Origin of the sequence: Rhizobium sp. G21 (assembly GCF_014158035.1) — a bacterium.
Classification (GTDB): Bacteria; Pseudomonadota; Alphaproteobacteria; order Rhizobiales; family Rhizobiaceae; genus Rhizobium_E.
Genome location: NZ_JACFXW010000001.1, coordinates 258512 through 282846 on the forward strand (window position 1 = coordinate 258512; position 24335 = coordinate 282846).

General features: G+C 62.7%; 22 protein-coding genes and 4 pseudogenes. 20 read left to right on the top strand and 6 right to left on the bottom strand.

The genetic code is table 11. The features are described 5' to 3' along the window. Position 1 precedes the first annotated feature (1 nt). Positions 2-1141: a DUF2336 domain-containing protein gene (locus tag H2O14_RS01370; protein ID WP_182826218.1), complete on the top strand. Its 1140-nt coding sequence runs from the start codon at positions 2-4 to the stop codon at positions 1139-1141. Positions 1142-1182: 41 nt separating this feature from the next. Here H2O14_RS01370 and H2O14_RS01375 read toward each other — a convergent pair whose 3' ends face one another. The 5 genes and pseudogenes from H2O14_RS01375 to H2O14_RS01395 all read right to left on the bottom strand — a co-directional run bounded on the left by H2O14_RS01375 (position 1183) and on the right by H2O14_RS01395 (position 4519). Beyond that, on the bottom strand, positions 1183-1599 hold the full coding sequence (locus H2O14_RS01375; RefSeq protein WP_182826219.1) for a hypothetical protein: 417 nt from the start codon (positions 1597-1599) through the stop codon (positions 1183-1185). A 51-nt stretch (positions 1600-1650) separates the two neighbouring features. After that, positions 1651-2091 (bottom strand): HIT family protein, encoded by a 441-nt coding sequence (locus H2O14_RS01380; RefSeq protein WP_182826220.1) that lies wholly within the window; start codon positions 2089-2091, stop codon positions 1651-1653. Positions 2092-2165: 74 nt separating this feature from the next. After that, positions 2166-3333, bottom strand: a pseudogene (locus tag H2O14_RS01385) (GNAT family N-acetyltransferase). Continuing rightward, positions 3330-4052: a glycerophosphodiester phosphodiesterase gene (locus H2O14_RS01390; protein ID WP_182826221.1), complete on the bottom strand. Its 723-nt coding sequence runs from the start codon at positions 4050-4052 to the stop codon at positions 3330-3332. The pseudogene H2O14_RS01385 and the gene H2O14_RS01390 overlap by 4 nt, the downstream one beginning before the upstream one ends. Beyond that, a complete protein-coding gene (locus H2O14_RS01395; RefSeq protein ID WP_182826222.1) occupies positions 4052-4519 on the bottom strand; it encodes a RidA family protein in 468 nt (155 codons plus the stop codon). The genes H2O14_RS01390 and H2O14_RS01395 overlap by 1 nt, the downstream gene beginning before the upstream one ends. Before the next feature lie 117 nt (positions 4520-4636). Between H2O14_RS01395 and H2O14_RS01400 the strand changes: the two genes are divergently transcribed. The 7 genes from H2O14_RS01400 to H2O14_RS01430 all read left to right on the top strand — a co-directional run bounded on the left by H2O14_RS01400 (position 4637) and on the right by H2O14_RS01430 (position 10744). After that, positions 4637-5467, top strand: coding sequence for a cell envelope integrity EipB family protein (locus H2O14_RS01400; protein WP_182826223.1), 831 nt, complete (start codon positions 4637-4639; stop codon positions 5465-5467). Between the two features lie 190 nt (positions 5468-5657). Continuing rightward, complete coding sequence (gene rpsB, locus H2O14_RS01405) at positions 5658-6416, top strand: 30S ribosomal protein S2 (protein WP_182826224.1); 759 nt, start codon at positions 5658-5660, stop codon at positions 6414-6416. Between the two features lie 235 nt (positions 6417-6651). Continuing rightward, complete coding sequence (gene tsf / locus H2O14_RS01410; RefSeq protein WP_182826225.1) at positions 6652-7578, top strand: translation elongation factor Ts; 927 nt, start codon at positions 6652-6654, stop codon at positions 7576-7578. Between the two features lie 211 nt (positions 7579-7789). Further along, on the top strand, positions 7790-8512 hold the full coding sequence (gene pyrH / locus H2O14_RS01415; RefSeq protein WP_182826226.1) for a UMP kinase: 723 nt from the start codon (positions 7790-7792) through the stop codon (positions 8510-8512). A gap of 62 nt (positions 8513-8574) precedes the next feature. Beyond that, complete coding sequence (gene frr / locus H2O14_RS01420) at positions 8575-9135, top strand: ribosome recycling factor (protein ID WP_182826227.1); 561 nt, start codon at positions 8575-8577, stop codon at positions 9133-9135. Positions 9136-9179: 44 nt separating this feature from the next. After that, a complete protein-coding gene (locus tag H2O14_RS01425) occupies positions 9180-9917 on the top strand; it encodes an isoprenyl transferase (protein WP_182826228.1) in 738 nt (245 codons plus the stop codon). After that, on the top strand, positions 9914-10744 hold the full coding sequence (locus tag H2O14_RS01430; protein ID WP_182826229.1) for a phosphatidate cytidylyltransferase: 831 nt from the start codon (positions 9914-9916) through the stop codon (positions 10742-10744). The genes H2O14_RS01425 and H2O14_RS01430 overlap by 4 nt, the downstream gene beginning before the upstream one ends. Positions 10745-10749: 5 nt before the next feature. On the opposite strand, the gene H2O14_RS27000 is transcribed toward H2O14_RS01430, so the two are convergent. Beyond that, positions 10750-10974 (bottom strand): hypothetical protein, encoded by a 225-nt coding sequence (locus H2O14_RS27000; protein WP_246697695.1) that lies wholly within the window; start codon positions 10972-10974, stop codon positions 10750-10752. Between H2O14_RS27000 and rseP the strand changes: the two are divergent. From rseP to H2O14_RS01490, 12 genes and pseudogenes are all read left to right on the top strand, one after another. Continuing rightward, positions 10879-11920: pseudogene (gene rseP / locus H2O14_RS01435) on the top strand (RIP metalloprotease RseP). The gene H2O14_RS27000 and the pseudogene rseP sit on opposite strands and share 96 nt — an antisense overlap. Positions 11921-12109: 189 nt before the next feature. Beyond that, positions 12110-14447: pseudogene (gene bamA / locus H2O14_RS01440) on the top strand (outer membrane protein assembly factor BamA). Positions 14448-14504: 57 nt separating this feature from the next. Further along, a complete protein-coding gene (gene lpxD / locus H2O14_RS01445; protein WP_182826230.1) occupies positions 14505-15560 on the top strand; it encodes a UDP-3-O-(3-hydroxymyristoyl)glucosamine N-acyltransferase in 1056 nt (351 codons plus the stop codon). After that, the gene (gene fabZ, locus H2O14_RS01450) at positions 15557-16021 is read left to right on the top strand and encodes a 3-hydroxyacyl-ACP dehydratase FabZ (RefSeq protein ID WP_182826231.1); all 465 of its coding nucleotides are present in this window, start codon (positions 15557-15559) and stop codon (positions 16019-16021) included. The genes lpxD and fabZ overlap by 4 nt, the downstream gene beginning before the upstream one ends. Further along, positions 16018-16832, top strand: a pseudogene (gene lpxA / locus H2O14_RS01455) (acyl-ACP--UDP-N-acetylglucosamine O-acyltransferase). Before fabZ ends, lpxA begins: the two are co-directional and overlap by 4 nt. Positions 16833-16840: 8 nt before the next feature. After that, positions 16841-17713 (top strand): LpxI family protein, encoded by an 873-nt coding sequence (locus H2O14_RS01460; RefSeq protein WP_182826232.1) that lies wholly within the window; start codon positions 16841-16843, stop codon positions 17711-17713. Then, positions 17710-18879 (top strand): lipid-A-disaccharide synthase, encoded by a 1170-nt coding sequence (gene lpxB, locus H2O14_RS01465; RefSeq protein ID WP_182826233.1) that lies wholly within the window; start codon positions 17710-17712, stop codon positions 18877-18879. Before H2O14_RS01460 ends, lpxB begins: the two co-directional genes overlap by 4 nt. Before the next feature lie 115 nt (positions 18880-18994). After that, positions 18995-19378 (top strand): phasin family protein, encoded by a 384-nt coding sequence (locus H2O14_RS01470; RefSeq protein WP_182826234.1) that lies wholly within the window; start codon positions 18995-18997, stop codon positions 19376-19378. Between the two features lie 231 nt (positions 19379-19609). Beyond that, positions 19610-19963, top strand: a complete 354-nt coding sequence (clpS, locus tag H2O14_RS01475; protein WP_182826235.1) for an ATP-dependent Clp protease adapter ClpS — start codon at positions 19610-19612, stop codon at positions 19961-19963. 10 nt (positions 19964-19973) lie between these two features. Next, entirely contained in the window at positions 19974-22421 is a 2448-nt protein-coding gene (gene clpA / locus H2O14_RS01480; protein WP_182826236.1) for an ATP-dependent Clp protease ATP-binding subunit ClpA, read from the top strand. Positions 22422-22595: 174 nt separating this feature from the next. Continuing rightward, positions 22596-23330, top strand: a complete 735-nt coding sequence (gene pcsA / locus H2O14_RS01485) for a phosphatidylcholine synthase (protein WP_182826237.1) — start codon at positions 22596-22598, stop codon at positions 23328-23330. A 16-nt stretch (positions 23331-23346) separates the two neighbouring features. Continuing rightward, a complete protein-coding gene (locus H2O14_RS01490) occupies positions 23347-24330 on the top strand; it encodes a quinone oxidoreductase family protein (RefSeq protein WP_182826238.1) in 984 nt (327 codons plus the stop codon). Positions 24331-24335: the final 5 nt, after the last annotated feature.

Below are 24335 nucleotides of genomic sequence, written 5' to 3' on the forward strand. Positions count from 1 at the left end.
CGTGATCATAGAGACGTTTATCCGTTGGGCGGAAAAGGCGAAAGCGTCCGAACGCGCCAAGGCGGCCAATGCGCTCGGCCGCGCCTATCTTCACTCGGTCATGGACGCGCATGAGCGTCAGGCGGCTCTCCTGGCCATGACCTGGCTGCTCGACGATTCCTCGCCGAAAGTTCGTCTGGCGCTCGCCCAGGCGCTGGGCGGTGCGGAGCAGGCGCCGCGAGCCCTCGTGCTCTCCCTCTGCCTGGACCAGCCGGAAATCGCCGCCGAAGTGATCGGCCGGTCGCCGATCCTGTCCGATATCGATCTCGTCGACCTCGCCGCCCGCGGCGATGGCGTCACCCGCGCTTTGATCGCCTCGCGCTATGTCTTGACGCAACCGGTCTGCGCGGCGATCGCCGAGATCGGCGACGAGGCGGAGATCGAGATCATGCTCGCCAATCCCGGCGCGATCGTCACGCGCCACAGCCTGCGGCGCATCGCCGAACGGCATGCCGGCAGCGCCATCCTGCGCGAGATGCTGCTGGAGCGCGAGGAACTGCCGCTCGACGCCCGCCATCGACTGGCGCTCAGCCTGTCGGAGGCGCTCGGCGACAGCGATCTGGTGCGCAATATTCTCGGCGCGCGCCGCTCCGAGCGGCTGCTGCGCGAAGCCTGCGAAGAGGCGACGGTCGCGCTGGCCGGCGCAGCCGACGTCGCCGACATGGACAGCCTGATCGACCATCTGGCGGAACAGGAATTCCTGACGCCCGCCTTCCTCATGCAGGCGCTCTGCCTCGGCAAGATCGATTTCTTCGCCGCCGCGATCTCGCATCTCTCGAGCCTGCAGGAAAAACGCGTCCGCTCCATTCTCGCCGATGGGCGCTGGCACGCGATCCGCGCTCTCTACGAGGCGGCGGGCCTCGCTCGGGAAATGTCCGAAGTGTTCGTCGAAGCCACGCTGGAATGGCGCCGTCAGGCGCTCGATCCTCATGCCCAGGGTTTCGGCGCGATCGCCCTGAGGCTTGTGGATCGATTCCGCAGCCGCAAGGCGATCGGAGAATTGTCGAGCCAGCTCATCGACATGGTCGAACGGCTGCATTTCGTCGAACAGCGCCAGTCGGCTCGCGCTTACGCGTCATTCCTCGCGGTCGAGGCAGCTTGAGCATCCAAAGCACAGTGTGGGAATTGCCGATGCTTTCGGCGTTACGGTGAGATCTTCCGCGCGACCCAGGAATAGGTGTCGCCGACGAAATGCACCGGCGCTTCCACCGATTTCTGCAGCGCCGCACGGCTCGGCACGGCACGGCCGAACAGCGCCTTGGCCCGCGTCATCAGCCCCTCGTGATCGTCCTTGTGGGCGGGCGGCGGCGCCGGCGGCTGCGAGACCGTACTTTCCGAGATGTCGGAGGACGGCTCGATGTCGTCGCCCGTATCCGCCGTCTGGCAGATGGCCGCGACCATGGGCTTCTTGACGTTCTGATACCGTTTGAGGACGCTTTCCGACGCCGCGTCGCAGGCGGCGATGCTTTGCCATTCCTGCGACACCGACGCGACCGGCGTGCAGTGGACGCCGGAATCGTCGCAGCCCAGAATGCTCATCACGATGAATGCGGCCTTCATGACAGTTCCTTTCCGCCCCCGTCATCCGGCTCGCATTCAATCATGGTGTTTTCATGAAATGAATTTCAGCGCTTCCCGGATCATCTCGGCATTGTGGGCGAGCTTGCCGCCGTCTTCCATCTTGCCGCCATGCGGCTTCAACGCCACGCCGTCCTTGATCGGGATGATGTGGAAATGCAGGTGGAACACGGTCTGGCCTGCGGCTTCCTCGTTGTATTGGACGATCTTGACGCCGTCGGCGTGAAACGCCTTCTTGGCGGCGCGGGCGATCTTCTGCACCGTCGGCATCAGCCACATGAAGGTGGTCGGGTCGGCGTCGAGCAGATTGCGCGACGGCGTTTTCGGGATGACCAGCGCATGGCCTTCGGCCTGGGGCATGATGTCCATGAAAGCCAGCGTGTGCTCGTCCTCATAGATGGCGTGGCACGGAATCTGACCCTTGAGGATCTTCGAGAAAATGTTTTCGGGATCGTAGGGAATGGTTCCGGGCATGCGCGTTCTCCTCAGTCTGTAGAGAGAAATTTGCGCCCGAAACGATTTGTTTTCAAGCCGCTGAAGGCGGCAATTCACTCTTCTTCGGCGCCGCTTTTTCGGAACGGGCTGTGTTCCGTCAAATAAGAGCCGATCGCCTCGACCTCGGCGCGCTCCTGGCGAAGATAGTCGTCGACCGCCCGCCTCAGGCCGGGATGGGCGATATAATGCGCCGAATGGGTGGTGACCGGCAGATAACCGCGCGCCAGTTTATGCTCGCCTTGCGCGCCGGCTTCCACCCGCTTCAAGCCTCGATCGAGCGCGAAATCGATGGCCTGATGATAGCAGACCTCGAAATGCAGGAAGGGATGATCCTCGATACAGCCCCAGTGGCGGCCATACAGCGCGTCGGACCCGATGAAGTTGATGGCGCCCGCCACATAGCGGCCTTCGCGTTTGGCCATCACCAGCAGGATGTCGTCGGCCATGCGCTCGCCGATCAGCGAATAGAAGCTGCGAGTGAGGTAAGGGCGGCCCCATTTGCGGCTGCCGGTGTCCATGTAGAAGTCGTAGAACTGGTCCCAAATGTCTTCGGTCAGATCCTTGCCGGTGAGCCAGTCGATGGAAATGCCGTTCTCCAGCGCAGCGCGCCGTTCTTTCTTCAGCGCCTTGCGCTTGCGCGAGGCGAGCGTTTCGAGAAACTGGTCGTGGTTCGCGTAGCCGGCATTTTGGAAATGGAACTGCTGATCGGTGCGGTGCAGGAAGCCTTGCGCCTCCAGAAGCCGCCACTCCTCCTCCGGCAGGAAGGTCGCATGCGCGGAGGACAAGCCGAGTTCGTCCGTCTCTTCCTGGATGGCGGCGGCGAGGCGTCGCATCAAGGCGGGCCGATCTTCGCCGTCGGCCGTCAACAGCCGCGGGCCCGTGGCGGGTGTGAAGGGTGCGGCGATCTGGAGTTTGGGATAATAACGGCCGCCGGCGCGTTCGAAGGCCTGCGCCCAGCCATGGTCGAAGACATATTCGCCCTGGCTATGGCTCTTGAGATAGCCGGCGACGGCGCCGACCAGCCGGCCCTCGTCCTCCAGCAGCAGATGCCGGCCCATCCAGCCGGTTTTCGCCACCGCCGATCCCGACTCTTCGACTGCCGAGAGAAAAGCGTAGGAGGCGAAGGGATTGTAGTCGGGCCCGCCGCGGCGGGCGCCGGTGAGCTGGCCCCCAGGCTTCCGGGTCGATGTCCCCAAAACTCTGAACCAGCCGGGTCTTCATGCCGCCTGCGTTTCCGGCGAAAAGCCTTCGAAAGTGATCTGGTCGACATGAGCGTCCGAATGCGCCTTGAGTTCAGGCGTCCGCACCGTCCAGGAGATCACCGGCACGCCGCGCTGTTTCTGTTCGCTGACGAAAGCGTTCGGCAGATGCATGACATTGTAGGAAATGAAGTCGAGGCCGTAGGCCATCGCCTTGCGGTGAAGGGCGAAATCACTGTCCTTTACGCCCTCGGCGGTGAGGCCGACGGGGTAGGGGCTTTCGAGCGCCTTCAATTCCTCGAGCAGCCACACGTCGAAGCTCATCAGCGCGACCTCGCCCTGATAGCCTTCGAGCGTTTCGAGCACGGCGGAGGCGAAGCCTTCGTCGTCGCCCCGGCGGCCCTTGAGCTCCAGCACCAGCGGCGCGCGGCCCTTGACCAATCGCAGAAGCGCCTTGAGCGACGGCACCTTGTCCCTGGTGCCGCCGATCGAGATCAGGCCGAGCTCGCCGGAGGTCTTTTCGCGCACATCGCCCTTGATGTTGCAGAGCCGTTCCATGTCGTCGTCGTGAAAGACGACGGGCTCGGCGTCGGAAGCGTATTGCAGGTCGCATTCGATGGCGTAGCCGCCCGCGATCGCCGCCTCGAATGCCGACAGCGTGTTTTCCCACACCGCCTTGTTGCCGTCATGCAGTCCACGATGAGCGATGGGGCGGCGAATGATGAACGAGGCGTCGGCCATTATCTCACTTCCAGGATGGCGTCGATTTCCACCGCCGCATTGAGCGGCAGCGCCGCCACGCCATAGGCGGCGCGGGCATGCTTGCCGGCGTCGCCCAGGACGTCGGCGAGGAAATTCGACGCGCCGTTGGCGACCAGATGATGTTCATAGAAATCGGGCGCGGAAGAGACCATGCAGGTTATACGCACGACGCGGGTGATCCGGCTCAGATCGCCGCCGAGTGCGGCCTTGGCCTGGGCCAGAATGTTGACGGCGCAGTTCTTCGCCGCCTCCTGGGCCTCGGAGACCATGACGCCGGCGCCGAGCTGGCCGGTATGGGAGAGCTTGCCGTCAACGAGCGGCAGCTGACCCGAGATGAACAGCTGGTCGCCGCTCTGGACGAAGGGCACGTAATTGGCCGCCGGGGCCGCCGCCTGCGGCAGGGTCACGCCGAGTTCTTCGAGTTTCGCGTCGATCGCGTTCGCCATGGTCGTCCTCGCCTTTCAAATGATTTTTGTTTGCCGATCCGGTCGGATCGTCTATTTCCTGTGAAGCTGACGGCTCTTACTTAATCGCAATCGGATGCGGCGCAACAGGAGATTTGCATGATTTCGCGGCGTGTATTTTCAGCGGCGATCCTCTCGGTTCTGTCGGCCTCCAGCCTGACGCCGGCGCTGGCGCAGACGCCGGCCGGCCTCGTGCCGCATCGCGCCGTCTATAATCTCGAACTCGCGGAGGCGTCGGAAAGATCCGGCATTTCCAACATGTTCGGCCGCATGGTGTATGAATTCACCGGTTCGGCCTGCGAAGGCTGGCGGGTGAATTTCCGCTTCGTGACCCAGCTCGAATCGGGCGGCGAGAAGAAGACCACCGACCAGCAGAGCTCGACCTTCGAGGATCCGAAATCCGGTCGATTCGAGTTCGAATCGCGCACCTACAACGAGGACCGGCTCGAGAAGGAAGTGAACGGCTTCGCCGAGCGCAAACCGGAGGGCATCGCGGTGGACATCACCTCGCCGGAAGAGAAACAGGTCGATCTCGCCAATGCCCGCTTCCCCACCCAGCATACGCTGGACGTTCTGAACATCGCGGCAAAGGGCCAGCACTTCTACGAAGCGCGGATCTTCGACGGGTCCGATGACGGCGACAAGACGCTGGTGACCTCCACGGTTGTCGGCGCGCCTGTGGCCACCGACACCGACGCCAAGGACCTCAAGGCGATCGGGGCGCTCAAGGACGAGAAGGCATGGCCGGTCACCATCGCCTATTTCGAGGACGGCAAGATGACGGATGCGCTGCCGAACTACCGCATGTCCTTCAAGCTTTTCCCCAACGGCGTTTCCCGAGACCTGACCATGGACTATGGCGACTTCGTGCTGAAGGGCAGCCTGGTGAAGCTGGACATGCTGCCGGGCGAGGGCTGCAAGAGCAAATAGACGGTGTTTCGAGCGCCGAACGTCGAAATCTCGGCGTCGTCGCTTGCATTCGCGGGCGTTTCGGTTTAAGGCGCGCCCATTCCACACGTGAAGTCGGGCCTGTCCGGGAGAAATCCGGTCCGGTCCACCCGGTGGCGGGGCAACCTGCTTCAAGCTTCACGGAGGTTCAACCGGAAAAGGAGTCAGAGGCATGGCATTGCCCGATTATTCCATGCGCCAGCTGCTGGAAGCAGGCGTTCATTTTGGTCACCAGACCCATCGCTGGAACCCGAAGATGAAGAAGTACATCTTCGGCGATCGCGGCGGCATCCACATCATCGATCTCGCCCAGTCCGTGCCGATGCTGCATCAGGCGCTGAAGGTCATCAGCGACACCGCCGCCAACGGCGGCCGCGTGCTGTTCGTCGGCACCAAGCGCCAGGCGTCCGACATGATCGCCGACGCCGCCAAGCGTTCGGCCCAGTATTATGTCAACTCCCGCTGGCTCGGCGGCATGATGACCAACTGGAAGACCATTTCCAACTCGATCCAGCGCCTGCGCAAGGTCGACGAAATCCTCGCCTCCAACGGCTCGGGCTATTCCAAGAAGGAACGCCTGAACCTCGAGCGCGAACGCGAGAAGCTCGAAAAGGCTCTCGGCGGCATCCGCAACATGGGCGGCACGCCGGATCTGATGGTCGTGATCGACACCAACAAGGAAAAGATCGCCATCGATGAAGCCAAGCGCCTGGGCATCCCGGTCGTCGCCATCATCGACTCCAATTGCGATCCGGACCTGATCGACTATCCGATCCCCGGCAACGACGACGCCTCGCGCGCCATCGCTCTGTATTGCGACCTGTTCGCCCGCGCGGCTCTCGACGGCCTGTCCCGTCAGCACGCCGCTTCCGGTCAGGACCTCGGCGCCGTCGCCGAGCCGATCGCCGAGCCGGCTCTGGCCGACGCCTAATATCGACATGGGCAGGCTCAGGCCTGCCCAGAGACTTCAGGGCAAAGGTCCCGGCGGTCCCCGCCCGAGGCCTTTGCCTTTCTGATATCCAGGACTGCGTTCGACGACCATGACCGAGCTCGACAGGGCCTGTCACATGCGTGTCACGCGTCTGGCTAAACTCCGTCCGCAAAGCGCGGCCCGCTGAATTCATCTGGAAGCACGGCGCGGCTCGCCGACATGAAAGAGGTTTGAAATGACTGCTATTACGGCTGAAATGGTCAAGACCCTGCGCGAAAAGAGCGGCGCGGGCATGATGGATTGCAAAAAGGCCCTCGCCGAAACCGGCGGCGACATGGAAGCCGCCATCGACTGGCTGCGCGCCAAGGGCATCGCCAAGGCCGACAAGAAGTCCGGCCGCACCGCTGCGGAAGGCCTGATCGGCATCGCCTCCAACGGCGCGAAGGCGGTGGCCGTCGAGCTGAACTCCGAAACCGATTTCGTCGCCCGCAACGAAGCGTTCCAGGAACTGGTCCGCGGCGTCGCAGCCGTGGCGCTGACCACGGACGGCACTGTCGAAGCCGTCTCCAAGGCGACCTATCCCGCCACCGGCAAGTCGGTCGAAGATTCGATCAAGGACGCGATCGCCACCATCGGCGAAAACATGACGCTGCGTCGTTCGGCTCTCCTGCAGGTCGAAGACGGCGTGGTCGCCACCTATATCCACAACGCGGCCGGTGACGGCATCGGCAAGCTCGGCGTTCTCGTGGCGCTGAAGTCTGTCGGCGACAAGGAAGTTCTGAACTCGATCGGTCGTCAGGTCGCGATGCATATCGCCGCCACCAACCCGCTCGCCATCCGCGCCGAAGAAGTGGACGCCGCCGTCGCCGAGCGCGAACGCAACGTGTTCATCGAGCAGGCCCGCGAATCCGGCAAGCCGGACGCCATCATCGAAAAGATGGTCGACGGCCGCATGCGCAAGTTCTTCGAAGAAGTCGCGCTGCTGTCGCAGGCTTTCGTGATCAACCCGGACATCACCGTCGGCCAGGCCGTCAAGGACGCTGAAAAGCTCGCCGGCGCCGAAATCGAAGTGACCGGCATGGTCCGCCTCCTGCTCGGCGAAGGCGTCGAGAAGGAAGAGACCGACTTCGCGGCCGAAGTCGCCGCCGTCGCCAAGAAGTAAGACTTAGCGAACCTTTATTCAAAAGGTCGAAACGAAACCGAAGGGCATTGCGTGACAACGCGATGCCCTTCGTGTATCGGGCAAGGCCACAGGATGATTCCGATCGGAGTCGTCGACGCGGGGCCGCGCCTAGGTCCCGCCCGCGGCGGTCCCCGCTTTCGAAGAGCGATGCCGGCCAGTCGCGTGAAAAACCAGATGTTCGGGAGACGATATGACGTCCACTCCAATCTACAAACGGGTGCTTTTGAAAGCCTCAGGCGAAGCGCTGATGGGAAGCCAGGGCTTCGGCATCGACGTGGCGGTCGCGGACCGCATCGCCAATGACATTTTCGAGGCCCGCAAGCTCGGCGTCGAGGTCGGCGTCGTTGTGGGCGGCGGCAATATCTTTCGCGGCGTCGCCGTGGCCTCCAAGGGCGGCGATCGCGTCACCGGCGATCACATGGGCATGCTGGCCACCGTCATCAACGCGCTGGCGCTCGCCACCTCGCTGCGCAAGCTCGACATCGACACGGTCGTGCTCTCGGCCATCGCCATGCCGGAGATCTGCGAGAGCTTCTCGCAGCGCGCCACGCTCTATCACCTGTCGCTCGGCCGCGTGGTGATCTTCGCCGGCGGCACCGGCAATCCCTTCTTCACCACCGATTCGGCCGCGGCGTTGCGCGCCGCCGAGATGGGCGCGGAGGCGATCTTCAAGGGCACGCAGGTCGACGGCATCTATTCCGCCGATCCCAAGAAGGATCCGCACGCCACGCGTTTCGACGAGTTGACCCATTCCGAAGTGCTCGAAAAAGGCCTGGCGGTCATGGATGTCGCCGCCGTCGCGCTGGCGCGGGAGAACCACATTCCGATCATCGTCTTCTCGATTCACGAAGATGGTGAATTCTCGCGCATCCTGACCGGCGGCGGACGCCGCACGATCGTCAAGGACGCTTAAAATCAACTGGATGGCTGCTCGCCGGGGGCGGCGGGCCGAATTTGTGAAAACGGGAGCTGGTTATGAGCTTGAAATTCGATCTCAAGGAGTTGAAGCGCCGGATGGAAGGCGCCGTGGCGGCGTTCAAGAGCGATATCGCCTCGCTGCGCACCGGTCGCGCCTCGGCCAATATTCTCGATCCCGTGCAGGTGGAAGCCTATGGTTCGCGCATGCCGCTGAACCAGGTCGCCAACATCACCGTGCCGGAGCCGCGCATGCTGGCGGTGTCGATCTGGGACAAATCGATGGTCAAGGCCGTGGAAGTCGCGATCCGCGAATCGAATCTCGGCCTCAACCCGATCATCGAAGGCCAGAACATGCGCATCCCGCTTCCGGAGCTCAACGAAGAGCGCCGCAAGTCGCTCGTCAAGGTCGCGCATGATTACGCCGAAAAGGCCAAGGTTGCGGCCCGCCACGTTCGTCGCGACGGCATGGACGCCCTTAAAAAGGCCGAAAAGGACGGCGACATGGGACAGGACGACAGCCGGTCCAATTCCGAGAAGGTCCAGAAGATGACCGACGACACCATTTCGGAAATCGACCGCTTGCTTCAGGACAAGGAAAAGGAAATCATGCAGGTCTAAACTGACAGGCATGATGGGCGGCATCGAACGGCGAGCTTATTTTAATGAATAAACTGGAAACGGTGAAGATACCCAGGCATGTCGCCATCATCATGGATGGCAATGGCCGCTGGGCTCAGAGCCGCGGACTTCCGCGCGCCATGGGCCATCGCAAGGGCGTCGAAGCCGTGCGCGAAGCCGTCCGGGTCGCCGGCGACACCGGGGTGCGTTACCTGACCCTGTTCGCCTTCTCCTCGGAGAACTGGACGCGGCCGGAAACCGAGGTCAACGAATTGATGGGGCTGCTGAAGGCCTTCATTCGTCGCGATCTCGCCGAGCTGCATGGGCAGAACGTGCGAATTCGGGTGATCGGCGCGCGGGACAATCTGCGCGGCGACATCCTGCCGCTGTTGATCGAAGCCGAGGAAACCACCAGGGCCAATACTGGCCTTACGCTGGTGATCGCCTTCAACTACGGCGCGCGCGACGAGATCGCCCGCGCGGCCCGAAAACTCGCCGAGCAGGTGGCGGCGGGAGCGTTGCGCCCGGAGCAGATCGACGCGGTGGCGCTGGACGGCCAACTCGACACGCAGGGCATACCGGATCCGGATCTCGTCATCCGCACGTCCGGCGAGGAGAGGCTTTCCAATTTCCTGCTCTGGCAGGCGGCCTATGCCGAATTGCTGTTCGTGCCGGAATACTGGCCGGATTTCACCCGCGAGGTGTTTTACCGGGCGCTGGCCGTCTATGCCGGCCGTGAGCGTCGCTATGGCGGCCTAGGCGCCGCTGCGGTGACGGGATGACCCGGGAACTGAGATTGCGCATTCTCTCCGCGATCGTGCTCGCGCCGATCGTGCTCGTGGCGACCTGGCAGGGCGGTCTACCTTTCCGCTTGCTGTCGGCGCTGACCGGTGTGCTGATCTTCTACGAATGGTCGACGATGACGGGTCTGGCGAAAAGCCGATTCGGCTATGTCTTCGGCTGGGCGGCCACAGTGCTGATCGCTTTCGAAACGGCGTTCCGGTCGATCGAAACGGCGCTGGTGCTGCTCTTGGGCTTCAGCCTGACCGCCTTGGCGCTCGCGGCGTTGCGTCGCTCCAGTTGGTGGCTTCCCGGCGGCGTGCTCTATGCAGGTCTCTCGGCCGTGTCCCTGGCTGCGCTGCGCGGCGCCGATCGTGACGGCCTGATCACCATGCTGTTCCTGATCGCCATCGTCTGGGCGACGGACATCTTCGCCTATTTCATCGGCCGGGCCATCGGCGGTCCGAAGCTCGCTCCCGCCATTTCGCCCGGCAAGACATGGTCCGGCGCCATCGGCGGGGCCGTCTGCGCGGTGATCGCGGGTTACGGCGTGATTCTCGGGGTCGGGGAGGCTGTGAGCTTCTGGCTGATACCCGTCATTCTTCTGCTGTCGGCGGCGTCGCAGAGCGGCGACCTGTTCGAATCCTGGGTCAAGCGACGGTCCGGCGTCAAGGATTCGAGCCGACTGATTCCGGGTCACGGCGGGGTGATGGACCGGGCCGACGGCCTGGTGGCGGCCTGCTTCCTCGCCTTTGTCGGCGGGCTGGCGCTGTCGGCGGCGAATGGCGGCTGGATCGCCGACGCCGGCAAGCTTGTGACCGGCCCCTGAACGTCTTAAGTATGCGCAACCCGCTGTAAGGAGGCGCAAGCCCAATGATCGTGATCGCCGATTTCTTCTCGACGCTGTTCGGATATGTCATCCCCTTTCTCGTCGTGATCTCGCTGATCGTCTTCGTGCATGAGATGGGTCACTATCTCGTCGGGCGCTGGAGCGGCATCCGCATCCTCGCCTTTTCCTTCGGCTTCGGCCCCGAACTTGTCGGCTTCACCGACAGGCATGGCACACGCTGGAAGATTTCGGCGATTCCCCTGGGGGATATGTGCGTTTCTATGGCGATGCGGATGCGGCGAGCTCACCCGATTTCGACGGCGTCGGCGCTCTGCCCGAATCGGAACGCGACAAGACGTTCCTCGGCGCCGCCCTTTGGAAGCGCGCGGCCACCGTGGCGGCCGGTCCGATCGCCAACTTCATCCTGGCGATCGTCATTCTGGCCGGGATTTTCATGGCCTTCGGCAAATATGTCGCAGATCCCGTGGTCAGCGAAGTGAAACCCGGAAGCGCCGCCGCCGAAGCCGGCGTCGTCACCGGCGACATTCTGCTGAAAATGGATGGCGAGACGGTGGAAACCTTCGACGACGTCCGTCGCTATGTCAGCGTCCGTCCCGGTTTGCCGATTTCTCTGACGATCCGGCGCGACGGCCAGGACATACCGCTGACGGTCACGCCGAAATTGACCGAGATCACCGATGGTTTCGGCAACAAGATGGAAATCGGCGTCATCGGCGTCCTGACGACTCGAGACGCCGGGAATATGCGCACCGTCACCTATTCGCCGCTCGGCGCGGTGAAGGAAGGCGTGCGGGAGACCTGGGGAATCGTCACCGGCACGTTCGACTACCTGTCCAACCTCGTGACGGGACGGATGTCGGCGGACCAACTGGGCGGGCCGATCCGTGTGGCGCAAACCTCGGGCCAGGTCGCGACGCTCGGGGTGGTGGCCTTGCTGCATCTCGCAGCGGTTCTGTCCGTTTCGATTGGATTGCTGAATTTGATGCCGGTTCCGGTACTTGATGGCGGCCACTTATTGTTCTATGCGATTGAGGCCTTGCGCGGAAAGCCCTGGGGGAGGCTGCGCAGGGCGTGGCCTTCCGTATCGGAATGGCGCTGGTTTTGTCCTTGATGGTCTTCGCCACCTGGAACGACATCACGTCTCTGATCGGTTGAGTGGGGAATTCGGCAGGAATTTGTTTACCATAACTTCGACTGTCCGTGGCGAAACAGCCACGCATCGAAATGAAGTAAACAGAATTTAACTGTCTCCCTTGCTTGTAAGGGAAAAGCGGTTAAAACGGCAGACGAGGACTAAGGTCGTCGTTGCTGCTGCTGTGAAGCGGAAAAAGGTAAGACGTTACAATGAATGGTAGTTCGAGATTTCGGAACGCGGTTTCTGTCCTGGCTATAACAGCCAGTGTTTTGACTTCTACCGGAACTATGGTGTTCGTCGCGCCTACTTCCGCCGAAGCCGCAGTTATTCGCAACATTGTCGTACGCGGCGCTGACCGCACCGGACCCGATGCGGTTCGCGCGCGGCGCTGACGATCGCTCCCGGCAAGAATTTCACCAATGCCGACATCGATGCGTCGATCAAGAAGCTCTATGCGACCGGTTTCTTCTCCGACGTTCGCATCAGCGTTTCCGGCGGCTCGCTGGTGGTGACGGTCAATGAAAACCAGCTGCTGAACCAGGTCGTGTTCAACGGCAACCGCAAGATCAAGGACGACAAGCTGTCCGGCATGGTGCGCTCCCGCGCCCTCGGTCCGTATAGCCAGGCCTCGATCGAAGCCGACATTCAGGCCATCAAGAAGGCTTATGCCGACATCGGCCGTTCGGACGTCGAAGTGACCACGCAGACCGCGCCGGTGGGCCAGGGGCGCGTGAACCTCGCCTTCGTGATCAACGAAGGCGACCGCACCAAGATCGCCGACATCAACTTCACCGGCAACACGCATTACGGCGCCGGCCGCCTGCGCTCGGTCATCCTGACCAAGGAATCGGGCATCCTGTCCTTCCTGACCCGCAAGGACATCTACAACGAGGACAAGCTGCGCGCCGACGAAGAGGCGCTGCGGCAGTTCTACTACAATCATGGTTTCGCCGACTTCCGCGTCATTTCCTCGAATGCGGTGCTCGATCCGGCGACCAACAAATACACCATCACCTTCGACGTCGATGAAGGCGAGCGCTACAACTTCGGTCCCATCAATGTCGAAAGCACCGTCGACGGCGTGAACGCCGATGACCTTCGCGGACTGACCGAAAGCGCCGAAGGCAAGACCTATCGCGCCAAGGACGTGCAGGACTCGATCAGCAAGATTTCCGAGCGCGTCGCTGCGGCCGGTTATCCCTTCGCCCGCGTGACGCCGCGCGGCAATCGCGATACGGTCAGCAAGACGATCTCGGTCGATTACCTCGTCGACCAGGGCGAGCGCGCCTATGTCGAGCGCATCGAAATCCGCGGCAACACCAACACCCGCGATTACGTCGTTCGCCGCGAATTCGACCTGTCGGAAGGCGACGCCTTCAATCAGCAGGAAATTGCCGAAGCCAAGCGCCGTCTCGAGCGCCTGGGCTATTTCCAGTCGGTGAACATCACGACTCAGCAGGGCTCTGCCCCCGACCGCGTCGTCATCATCGTCGACGTCGTCGATCAGTCCACCGGCTCCTTCGGCATCGGCGGCGGTTACGCGACCGGTTACGACGGCGGTTTCATCGTGGAAGCCTCTGTGGAAGAGAAGAACTTCCTCGGCCGCGGCCAGTATATCCGCGTGGCTGCCGGCGGCGGCGCCTCGACGCGCAATTACTCGCTGTCTTTCACCGAGCCTTACTTCCTCGGTTATCGCCTTGCGGCCGGCTTCGACCTGTTCAAGACCGAAAACGACTATTACGACAATTACAGCTACGGCGAACAGGGCTTCTCCCTGCGCGTGGCCGCGCCGATCACCAACGACATCAGCAGCCAGTTCAAGTACACCTATCGTGAGATGCGGTACGAGGCTGACGACGAGGATATCGACGATCTGTCGAGGCCTTATCAGCGGATTGTGAACGGCAGCCCCTGGGTGACGTCCTCGGTCGCCAATACGATCACCTTCAACACGCTCGACTCGACCGTCCTGCCGCGTGAAGGCGTGTTCGCGTCGCTCACCAACGAAGTGGCCGGTCTGGGGGCGACTCCTATTTCCACAAGATCAGCGCCAAGGCGCGCAACTACTATACGCTGTCCGACGAGATGGATCTGATCGGGTCGGTGGCCGGCACGGCGGGTCATGTGACCTCGCTCAACGGCGGCAACCTGCACGTCTTCGACCAGTTCATGCTGGGATCGAGCGACATCCGCGGCTTTGCGAGCCAGGGACTTGGTCCGCGCGCCTACAAGAACGACGATCCGCTCGGCGGCACCACGTATTTCACCGCTTCGGCGGAAGTTACGTTCCCGCTGCCCGGCGTTCCGCAGGACTCCGGTTTCCGCGGCGGCTTCTTCATGGATGCCGGTTCGCTCTGGGGCAACGACGTGAAGGTGAAGAACAGCGACGCCCAGGGCAGCGCCTTCGCTCTGCGCGCGTCGGCCGGCGCAAGCCTGATCTGGGCGTCGCCTTTCGGCCCGTTGCGCGTCGATTATGCGATCCCCTTCATGAAGGAAGATTTCGACGAGCAGCAGCGCCTGAAGTTCGGCATCTCCAGTTCGTTCTAATGTCTTGACGGTCGGCCGCGCCCGGTGTTCGCGCCGGGCGGGGCCGCATGGTGTATGATGACCCATTCGGAATTTTTTCCGCCACATGGGGGCGTGCGGCTGGATGATCTGGCCGCTGCCCTCAATTTGCGCTTGGCCGACAGCGAGTCCGGCGCGTTGACCGTGACCGGCGTGGCGCCGGTCCATCGCGCCAGGCAGGGCGACATCTGCTATATCCTTTCCCGGAAGAACAAGGCCGAACTGGAAACCTGCCAGGCGACGGCCATCATCTGCGACGAGGCGCTGGCATCGATCATTCCGGCGCATATCGCGGTGCTGACCACGGCGCATGCGCAGACTGCCTTCGCCAAGGCGGGTAATCTCCTGCATCCGGCGGCGAGCCGGCCATTGCCGACAACGGCGGGCGAGGGGGTGCATCCGGCATCCTTCGTCGATCCCACCGCCGTTCTCGAAGACGGCGTCACCGTCGAGCCGATGGCGGTCGTCGGCGCGGGCGCCCATATTGGGTCGGGCACCCGGATCGGGGCCGGCGCGGTCGTCGGGCCAGAGGTCAAGATCGGTCGCGACTGCACAATCGCATCCGGCGCAACGGTGCTGTGCGCCTATCTCGGCAATCGGGTGATCATCCATAACGGCGCGCGGATCGGCCAGGACGGTTTCGGCTATGCGCCGGGTCCGGCCGGCATGATCAAGATCGCGCAGATCGGCCGGGTGATCATCCAGGACGATGTCGAAATCGGCGCCAACACCTGCATCGATCGCGGCGCGATGGACGACACGGTGATCGGCGAAGGCTCCAAAATCGACAACCTCGTGATGATCGGCCACAATGTCCGCATCGGGCGTCATGTGGCGATCGTGTCGCAGGTCGGCATCGCCGGCAGCGCCCGCATCGGCGACGGCGTGCAGATCGGCGGCCAGACGGGCGTCAACGGCCATATCGAAATCGGCGCCGGGGCCAAGATCGCCGCCATGAGCGGCGTGGCGGCGGATGTGCCGCCGGGGCAAATCTACGGCGGCGTGCCCGCGCGGCCCTACAAGGACTTCATGCGCGACATGGGCGAGATCCTGCTGCGCTCCAGATCAGGCAAAAAGGGGGATTCCGGCAAATGAGCGAGGAGACGAAAGTTCTCACATCGATCGATGTTTTGGAGATCATGAAACTCCTGCCGCATCGTTATCCGTTTCTGCTCGTCGACAAGATCATCGACATCGACGGCGACGACTCGGCGATCGGCGTCAAGAACGTCACTTTCAACGAGCCGCAGTTCCAGGGGCATTTCCCGGAACAGCCGATCATGCCCGGCGTGCTGCTCATCGAGGCGATGGCGCAGACGGCAGGCGCTATCTGCGCGCTGAAGACTGGCGGCAAGGCCAATCTGGTCTACTTCATGACCATCGACAACGCCCGCTTCCGCAAGCCGGTGGTGCCCGGCGACCGCGTCGAGTTCCACGTCGTCAAGCAGAAGCAGCGCGGCAACATCTGGAAGTATCACTGCGACGCCAAGGTCGACGGCGTGCTCGTCGCCGAGGCCGATGTCGGCGCCATGATGGTGGCCAAGGATAAAGCATGACAAGCATCTCCCCGTCCGCCCGCATTCATTCGATGGCGATCGTCGAGGACGGCGCCGTCATCGGCGACGATTGCGAGATCGGTCCGTTCTGCCGGGTCGGTTCGCAGGTCGTGCTGGGCCAGGGGTTCGACTGCTTTCCAACGCCGTGGTCACCGGCAAGACCACGATCGGCAAGGGATGCGTCATCCATCCCATGGCGGTGATCGGCGGCGTGTCGCAGAGCCTGCACGAAGCCGGTGAGGACTCGGTTCTCATCGTCGGCGACAACTGCACCATGCGCGAAGGCGTGACGATGAACGCCGGCACGGTGGGCGGCGGCGGCGTGACCTCCGTAGGCGACAATTGCCTGTTTCTCGCCAACAGCCATGTGGCGCATGACTGCCGCCTGGGCGACAACATCATCCTGTCGAACAATGTCATGCTGGCGGGCCATGTCCGCGTCGAGGATCGCGTGATCCTGTCGGGCGGCTGCGCCGTGCACCAGTTCACCCGGATCGGCCGTCAGGCCTTCGTGGGCGGGCTGACGGGCGTCGCCTACGACGTGATCCCCTTCGGCATGATCAACGGCAATCCGGGCGTGTTGAGCGGGCTGAACATCGTCGGCATGAGCCGGGCCGGCATCGCGCGCGAGACGATCCATCGCGTCCGCCGCGCCTACAAGGACATTTTCGAGAGCGAGGAAGCGGTGCGCGTCGCCGCCGCCCGCATTCGCGACGACTATCTCGATTGCCCCGAAGTGATCGAAATCCTCGATTTCATCGCCGCCGATTCGGATCGCGCTTTGTCGTCGCCGAACCGCATCAAGGGTTGACGGCTCAGATGGTCGGGGCGGGCGACAAGGGCCGGCTGGCGATCATCGCAGGCAGCGGAAAGCTTCCCCAATATGTGGCCGATGCGGCGTCCGTCGCCGGCGAAAAGCCGTTCATATTTGCGCTGCAAGGCGAAGCGGACGGCGATTGGTCGGCCTATGACCATGTCGCGATCGGACTCGGCGACATCGCCCGCTTCAAGCGCATGGCCGAGGAACTGGGCGTCGACAGGATCATCATGTCGGGCGGCGTCTCCCGGCGACCGCCGATCCGCGAGGTGAGGCTCGGCTGGGCTGGACTCGTCAAGATTCCCGGCGTGATCCGCAAGCTCACCGGCGGCGGCGACAATACGGTGCTGACCGCCGTCATCGAATTTCTGGAGGCGCCCGGCCGTCGCGTCATCGGCGCCCATGAGGTCGCGCCGGATCTTCTCGCCCAGACCGGTTCGCTCGGCGCGATTGCCCCGGATGACGCCGCGCGCAAGGATATCGCCGCGGCCGTGCGCGCGGCCCGGTTGATCGGCGCGCTCGACATCGGCCAAGGCGCGATCGCCGTCGGCGGCCGCGTCGTGGCGTTGGAGGGGCCCGAGGGCACCGACGCGATGGTCGCCCGGGTGCGGGATCTCAAGGCGGCGGGCCGCGTCTCCGCGAAACGCAAGGGTGTGCTGGTGAAACTCTGCAAGCCCGGCCAGGACATGCGCGTCGACCTGCCGTCGGCGGGTCTCCGCACGGTGACGGCGGCGGCGGAAGCAGGACTGGCGGGCATCGCGCTCGAGGCCGGCCGCTCGCTGCTGCTCGACGCGGCCGAGGCACGGGCGCTCGCCGACCGGCTGGGCGTCTTCGTGTTCGGGCTCGAGCCAGAAATCGGGGAGGGCGGCGCATGAGACCGCTTCGCATCGGCATCGTCGCTGGCGAGTCTTCCGGCGACCTGCTGGGCGCGGACCTGGTCGCGGCGGTGAAGACGCAGAGCGGTCGGCCGGTCGAACTGGTGGGCGTGGGCGGTCCGGCGCTCACCCGCGAAGGTCTTGCTTCCGTCTTCGAATTCTCGGAAATTTCGATCATGGGCTTCGTCGCCGTGATCAAGAAACTGCCGCGCCTGCTGTCGCTGATCCGCAGGACGGCCGACGCGATCATCGCCGCAAAGCCCGATGTGCTGGTGATCGTCGACAGTCCGGATTTCACCCATCGCGTCGCCAAGCGCGTGCGCAAGGCGCTGCCCGATCTGCCGGTGGTGGACTATGTCTGCCCCAGCGTCTGGGCCTGGAAGGAATACCGCGCCGCGGCTATGCGCGCCTATGTCGACCATGTGCTGGCGGTGCTGCCGTTCGAACCCGAGGTGATGCGCCGCCTCGGCGGACCCGAGACCACCTATATCGGCCACCGGCTTCGCTATCTGCCGCAGGTGCTTTCGGCCAGGGCGGCCAACGAGGCCCGCTGGGACGCGGCAGAGCCGGCGCGGAAGACCGTGCTGTTGCTGCCGGGCTCCCGCAGCCATGAGGTGAAGCGCCTTCTGCCGATCTTTGGCGAGACGGCGCGCCAGATGCGCGCCGCCGATCCTGATGCGCGCTTCGTCATCGCTACAGTGCCGCATAAGGAAGAGATGGTCCGCTCAATCATTGCCGATTGGGAGGAGAAGCCCGAGATCTTCGTCGGCGAAGAGAGCAAATGGGCGGCCTTTTCCAGCGCCGATGTCGCGCTGGCCGCCTCCGGCACCGTGCTGCTCGAACTGGCGCTCTGCGGCATACCGACCATTTCCACGTACAAGACCGATGTGCTGATCCGACTGGTGCTCAACCGCATCAAGGTCTGGAGCGCGGCGCTGCCGAACCTGATCGCCGATCGCCCGGTCATTCCCGAATATTTCGACGAGTTCATTCGGCCCTCGATGCTGGCGCGGTCGCTGGCGCAATTGATGCGCCCCTCCCTGGACAGGACAGCGATGCTCGCCGGGTTCCGTGATGTTTTCGACCGCATGACGGCGAGGCGGCTTCCGGCCGAGGTCGCCGCCGAGATTGTGCTTGCGAAAATCAGCGAGAAGTTGAAAAATTAACCCTTTCCAATCAGGCACATGGCGCAAATCGGATATTGCGACGCGGCAGAATTCTTGACTTTTTGTGCGCTGCACCTAAGTATTAGCAGCAACGGAAATGGGAAGGAGACCATTCATGTTCAAATTCGACGACGCCAATATGTTCGGCAAGGACGCCATGGACAAGATGCTGAAAAGCTATTCGACCACGGCCAAGGGCTTCCAGGCGATCGCCTCGGAGACCAGCGAATACTCCAAGAAGTCCTTCGAATCCGCCGTCGCCCATATGCAGGCGCTGATGGGCGTGAAGAGCTTCGAAGCCGCCATCGAACTGCAGACCAATTTCACCAAATCGGCGCTCGAAGGTTATGTGTCGGAAATGACCAAGCTCAGCGAGATGTACGCCGATCTGGCCAAGGACGCCTACAAGCCGGTGGAGAACGTGGTTCCCGCCGCAGCCGAAATCGTCAAGACGAAGGCCGAGAAGATGACCAGCGCCGCCGCTTCGGCCGCCGCCTGATCATTCCGACTTCAACGTTTCGCCGGCCGCTCCTTTCAGGGGCGGCCTTTTTCGTTTGCGCTCGGTCAAAAGCGTGGACCATCAGGCGCACGACGTCATTTCCGGTAAAGCCTGGTTAATTATTATTGCGGCCTGATGAAAGGGCCTTAAAATGGCGCTTCGGGACACCACATAGTGCGTTGCATTCCGACTTGGGATGCAGTCGCAGTTACGGCAGGTTTTACGGCACACATGAATATCCACGCATACCGCATGCAGGGCGAAGGCGAACGGGACGGGTTCTCTGGCAACAAGGGCACCTCCGTGATCACGCGCGTTCAGCCCAAGGTCAAAAAACCCAGCCTTTACCGCGTCTTGCTTTTGAATGACGACTACACGCCGATGGACTTCGTCATCCACGTCCTCGAGCGTTTTTTTCAGAAAGACAAGGAAGCCGCCACGCGCATCATGCTCCAGGTTCACAACCACGGTGTGGGTGAGTGCGGCGTCTACACCTATGAAGTCGCGGAAACGAAGGTGATGCAGGTCATGGATTTCGCCCGCGAGCATCAGCATCCCCTGCAATGCGTCATGGAAAAGAAATGAGGTTCTGATCGTGCCCACATTCTCATCAAGCCTTGAAAAGGCCCTTCACCGGGCGCTAACCCTCGCCAATGAACGCCGCCACGAATATGCAACCCTCGAACATTTGCTGCTTTCCCTGATCGACGACGGCGACGCCGCTGCGGTGATGCGGGCCTGCAGCGTCGATCTCGACAAACTGCGCAAGACCGTTACCGACTATGTCGACAACGATCTCGCCAACCTCGCCACCGGCTATGACGAGGATTCCAAACCGACTTCCGGCTTCCAGCGCGTCATCCAGCGCGCGGTGATCCATGTTCAGTCCTCCGGACGCGAAGAAGTGACCGGCGCCAATGTGCTGGTGGCGATCTTCGCCGAGCGCGAGAGCCATGCCGCCTATTTCCTGCAGGAGCAGGACATGACCCGCTACGATGCGGTCAACTACATCTCGCACGGCATCGCCAAGCGTCCGGGCGGCGGCGAAGTGCGTTCGCCCAAGGGCGTGGAGGAAGAAACCCAGGACGCCAAGGCGGCCAAGGAAGGCGACGACGCCCAGAAAAAGCCGCAGGACGCGCTGAAAGCCTATTGCGTCAACCTCAATGAAAAAGCCAGGAACGGCCGCATCGATCCTCTGATCGGGCGTCATTCTGAGGTCAACCGCACGATCCAGATCCTGTGCCGTCGGTCGAAGAACAACCCGCTCTATGTCGGCGATCCCGGCGTCGGCAAGACGGCCATCGCCGAAGGTCTCGCCAAGCGCATCGTCGAAAAGCAGGTGCCCGAGGCGTTGCTCGACGCGACGATCTTCTCGCTCGACATGGGCACGCTGCTCGCCGGAACCCGCTATCGCGGCGATTTTGAAGAGCGGCTGAAGCAGGTGGTCAAGGAACTCGAGGATTTCCCGGGCGCCGTGCTGTTTATCGACGAGATCCATACGGTGATCGGCGCGGGCGCGACCTCGGGCGGCGCCATGGACGCGTCGAACCTCTTGAAGCCGGCTCTGTCTTCCGGCGCGATCCGCTGCATCGGCTCGACCACCTATAAGGAATATCGCCAGTTCTTCGAAAAGGACCGGGCGCTGGTGCGCCGCTTCCAGAAGATCGACGTCAACGAGCCGAACATCGACGACGCCATCGAGATCATCAAGGGCCTGAAGCCCTATTTCGAGGAGTTCCATCACCTGCGCTATTCCAACGACGCCATCAAGGCGGCGGTGGAGTTGTCGGCGCGCTACATCACCGACCGCAAGCTGCCGGACAAGGCGATCGACGTGATTGACGAAACCGGCGCCTCGCAGATGTTGCTTCCGGTCAACAAGCGCCGCAAGCTGATCACCGAGAAGGAGATCGAGGCGACGATCGCGACCATGGCCCGGATACCGCCGAAGACCGTGTCGCGCGACGACGAGGAACTGCTCTCCAATCTCGAGCAGGAACTGCGCGCCGTGGTCTATGGCCAGGAAATCGCCATCGAAGCGCTGACTTCGGCGATCAAACTGGCGCGGGCCGGCCTGCGCGAGCCCAACAAGCCGATCGGCTCCTATCTGTTCTCCGGTCCGACCGGCGTGGGCAAGACGGAAGCCGCAAAGCAGCTGGCCTCGTCGCTCGGCGTCGAGCTGATCCGCTTCGACATGTCGGAATATATGGAGCGTCACACCGTCTCCAGGCTGATCGGCGCGCCTCCGGGCTATGTCGGCTTCGATCAGGGCGGTCTTCTGTCCGACCAGGTCGACCAGCATCCTTATTGCGTGCTGCTGCTCGACGAAATCGAGAAGGCGCATCCGGATATCTACAACATCCTGTTGCAGGTGATGGACAACGGCACGCTGACCGACAATAACGGCAAGAAGATCGACTTCCGCAACGTGATCCTCATCATGACCACGAATGCGGGCGCCGCCGACATGGCCCGTTCGGCCATCGGTTTCGGCTCCTCGCGTCGTGAAGGCGACGATATCGAGGCGATCAACAAGCTGTTCACGCCGGAATTCCGCAACCGCCTCGACGCGATCATTCCTTTCGCGCCGCTGCCGATGACGGTGGTCCACAAGGTCGTGCAGAAATTCGTCCTGCAGCTGGAAACGCAACTGGCCGAACGCAATGTGACCTTCGAACTGACCCAGGAAGCCACCGACTGGCTGGCCGAAAAGGGTTACGACGAAAAGATGGGCGCGCGTCCGCTCGGCCGCGTGATCCAGGAAAACATCAAGAAGCCGCTGGCCGAAGAGATCCTGTTCGGCAAGCTCAAGAAGGGCGGCGTGGTGCGCGTCAGCATCGGGCCGAAGGAAAACGGCAAGACAGGCATCGTGCTGGAATCCCTGCCGGATGCGCCGGTGAAACCGAAGGAAGAGGCCGAAGTCGCCTCCACCCCCTCGCGCAAGTCGCCGCGCTCCAAGCCGGCGGAAGCGGTGGCCGTTGACGCCTCCGCCGTCAACGAAGAGGAGCCGCCGCGCAAGCGCCGGACCAAGAAGGAAGACTGAGGTTTTCAACCATAGTTGAGCAAAGGGCGGGGCAACCCGCCCTTTGTCGTTTCAGGCTTTTGGCGACCCACAGTCCCCGCTAGGACCGATTTTGTCTGGCGCATCCGTTTTTCAGCATGTATCAAAAACCTCGGGCGGATGACGCCGGCGACTGCCAAGGGAGAGGCCTGGGGTATGAGGATTTTCAGCTACCTGTTCAATTACAAGGCCGCGCCCTATGCTGAAATCCGGGCTTTCTGCGTCCATTTGCTGACCGCGTCGGGCTCCTTCCTCGCCTTCCTCGGCGTGGTGGCGGCGTCGGAAAAACGATTCGTCGACATGTTCTGGTGGCTCGGCCTCGCGCTTCTCGTCGACGGCATTGATGGCCCGATCGCGCGCAAGGTGCGGGTCAAGGAAGTGCTGCCCAACTGGTCGGGCGATACGCTCGACAACATCATCGACTATGTCACCTATGTGCTGCTGCCGGCCTTTGCGCTCTATCAAAGCCATATGATCGGCGAACCCTGGTCCTTCGTGGCCGCCGGGCTGATCGTGGTGTCCTCGGCGATTTATTACGCCGATACCGGCATGAAGACCGGGGAATATTTCTTCTCCGGCTTTCCGGTGGTCTGGAACATGGTGATTTTCACCCTGTTCGTGATCGACGCCAGCGAGGCGGTGGCGTTCTCGGTGGTGATCGTCTCGGTCATCCTCACCTTCTTCCCCATCCATTTCCTGCATCCGGTGCGCGTCAAGCGGCTGCGTCCGCTCAATCTGGCGGTCTTCCTGCTGTGGTCCGTGCTGGGCGGCATTTCGCTCCTGATGCATTTCCGCGCGCCGGACTGGGTGGTCTGGGGCGTTATGGCGACGGGGCTCTATCTCTATGTGATCGGTTTCATTCTGCAGCTTTTCCCAAAACTCGGTCGTTGAGATCAGGCGAGGCGTCATGACCAAAAGCAAGGCGATCGTCATTGGCGCCCATGGCGGCCGCGAGGTTCTGGAACATGTCGAGATCGACGTTGCGGCGCCCGCGGCCGGCGAGGTGCAGATCCGCCATCACGCCATCGGCGTCAATTTTATCGACACCTATATCCGCACCGGGCTCTACCCTGCGCCGGGCGGCTTTTCCTATGTGATGGGCAAGGAAGGCGCGGGCGAGGTGATCGCTGTGGGCGAGGGCGTGTCGAGCCTGGTCGTCGGCGACCGCGTCGCCTATCCGGCCGTCGACGGCGCCTATTGCGAGATCCGCAACATCGCCGCCGCCAAGCTGGTCAGGGTGCCCGAAGATATCTCGCTGGAAACGGCCGCCGGCATGATGATGAAGGGCATGACGGCCGAATATCTGCTCAACCGCACCTATCAGGTCGGGCCGGAAACGGTGCTGCTGTTTCATGCCGCAGCCGGCGGCGTCGGCTTGATCGCCGGCCAATGGGCGAAGGCGCTGGGCGCCACGGTGATCGGCACTGCGGGCGGTCCCGACAAGGTCAAGCTCGCGCTGGCGCATGGCTATGACCATGTCATCGACTACCGCAAGGATGATTTCGTCGCGGCCGTGAAGGATCTGACCGGCGGAAAAGGCGTCGACGTGGTCTATGATTCCGTCGGCAAGGATACGTTTCCTGGCTCTCTGGATTGCCTGAAGCCGCGCGGGCTGTGGGCGTCCTTCGGACAGTCCTCTGGTCCGATCGAGCCGATCAGCCTCGGCATCCTGGCGCAGAAGGGTTCGCTTTATGCAACGCGGCCGACATTGTTCAACTATATTGCGACGCCGAAAGAACTGGATGACTGCGCCGGGGCGCTTTTTTCTGTTGTTCGCAGCCGCAAAGTGGTTATCAATATCAACCAAACCTATCCTTTGGCGGAAGCCGCACGCGCGCACGCCGATCTGGAAGATAGAAAAACGAGCGGAACGACACTGCTGCTTCCCTGAGGCCA

What these genes read in the sequence shown, in the direction of transcription:
- pcsA (WP_182826237.1), top strand. Translation starts at nt 22,596, where the DNA reads ATGAGGATTTTCAGCTACCTGTTCAATTACAAGGCCGCGCCCTATGCT.
- H2O14_RS01460 (WP_182826232.1), top strand. Translation starts at nt 16,841, where the DNA reads ATGGTCGGGGCGGGCGACAAGGGCCGGCTGGCGATCATCGCAGGCAGC.
- frr (WP_182826227.1), top strand. Translation starts at nt 8,575, where the DNA reads ATGAGCTTGAAATTCGATCTCAAGGAGTTGAAGCGCCGGATGGAAGGC.
- H2O14_RS01375 (WP_182826219.1), bottom strand. Translation starts at nt 1,599, where the DNA reads ATGAAGGCCGCATTCATCGTGATGAGCATTCTGGGCTGCGACGATTCC.
- lpxB (WP_182826233.1), top strand. Translation starts at nt 17,710, where the DNA reads ATGAGACCGCTTCGCATCGGCATCGTCGCTGGCGAGTCTTCCGGCGAC.
- rpsB (WP_182826224.1), top strand. Translation starts at nt 5,658, where the DNA reads ATGGCATTGCCCGATTATTCCATGCGCCAGCTGCTGGAAGCAGGCGTT.
- fabZ (WP_182826231.1), top strand. Translation starts at nt 15,557, where the DNA reads ATGAGCGAGGAGACGAAAGTTCTCACATCGATCGATGTTTTGGAGATC.
- pyrH (WP_182826226.1), top strand. Translation starts at nt 7,790, where the DNA reads ATGACGTCCACTCCAATCTACAAACGGGTGCTTTTGAAAGCCTCAGGC.
- H2O14_RS01390 (WP_182826221.1), bottom strand. Translation starts at nt 4,052, where the DNA reads ATGGCCGACGCCTCGTTCATCATTCGCCGCCCCATCGCTCATCGTGGA.
- clpS (WP_182826235.1), top strand. Translation starts at nt 19,610, where the DNA reads ATGAATATCCACGCATACCGCATGCAGGGCGAAGGCGAACGGGACGGG.
- tsf (WP_182826225.1), top strand. Translation starts at nt 6,652, where the DNA reads ATGACTGCTATTACGGCTGAAATGGTCAAGACCCTGCGCGAAAAGAGC.
- lpxD (WP_182826230.1), top strand. Translation starts at nt 14,505, where the DNA reads ATGACCCATTCGGAATTTTTTCCGCCACATGGGGGCGTGCGGCTGGAT.
- H2O14_RS01395 (WP_182826222.1), bottom strand. Translation starts at nt 4,519, where the DNA reads ATGGCGAACGCGATCGACGCGAAACTCGAAGAACTCGGCGTGACCCTG.
- H2O14_RS01400 (WP_182826223.1), top strand. Translation starts at nt 4,637, where the DNA reads ATGATTTCGCGGCGTGTATTTTCAGCGGCGATCCTCTCGGTTCTGTCG.
- H2O14_RS01425 (WP_182826228.1), top strand. Translation starts at nt 9,180, where the DNA reads ATGAATAAACTGGAAACGGTGAAGATACCCAGGCATGTCGCCATCATC.
- H2O14_RS01430 (WP_182826229.1), top strand. Translation starts at nt 9,914, where the DNA reads ATGACCCGGGAACTGAGATTGCGCATTCTCTCCGCGATCGTGCTCGCG.
- H2O14_RS01380 (WP_182826220.1), bottom strand. Translation starts at nt 2,091, where the DNA reads ATGCCCGGAACCATTCCCTACGATCCCGAAAACATTTTCTCGAAGATC.
- H2O14_RS01470 (WP_182826234.1), top strand. Translation starts at nt 18,995, where the DNA reads ATGTTCAAATTCGACGACGCCAATATGTTCGGCAAGGACGCCATGGAC.
- H2O14_RS27000 (WP_246697695.1), bottom strand. Translation starts at nt 10,974, where the DNA reads ATGCCTGTCGGTGAAGCCGACAAGTTCGGGGCCGAAGCCGAAGGAAAA.
- H2O14_RS01490 (WP_182826238.1), top strand. Translation starts at nt 23,347, where the DNA reads ATGACCAAAAGCAAGGCGATCGTCATTGGCGCCCATGGCGGCCGCGAG.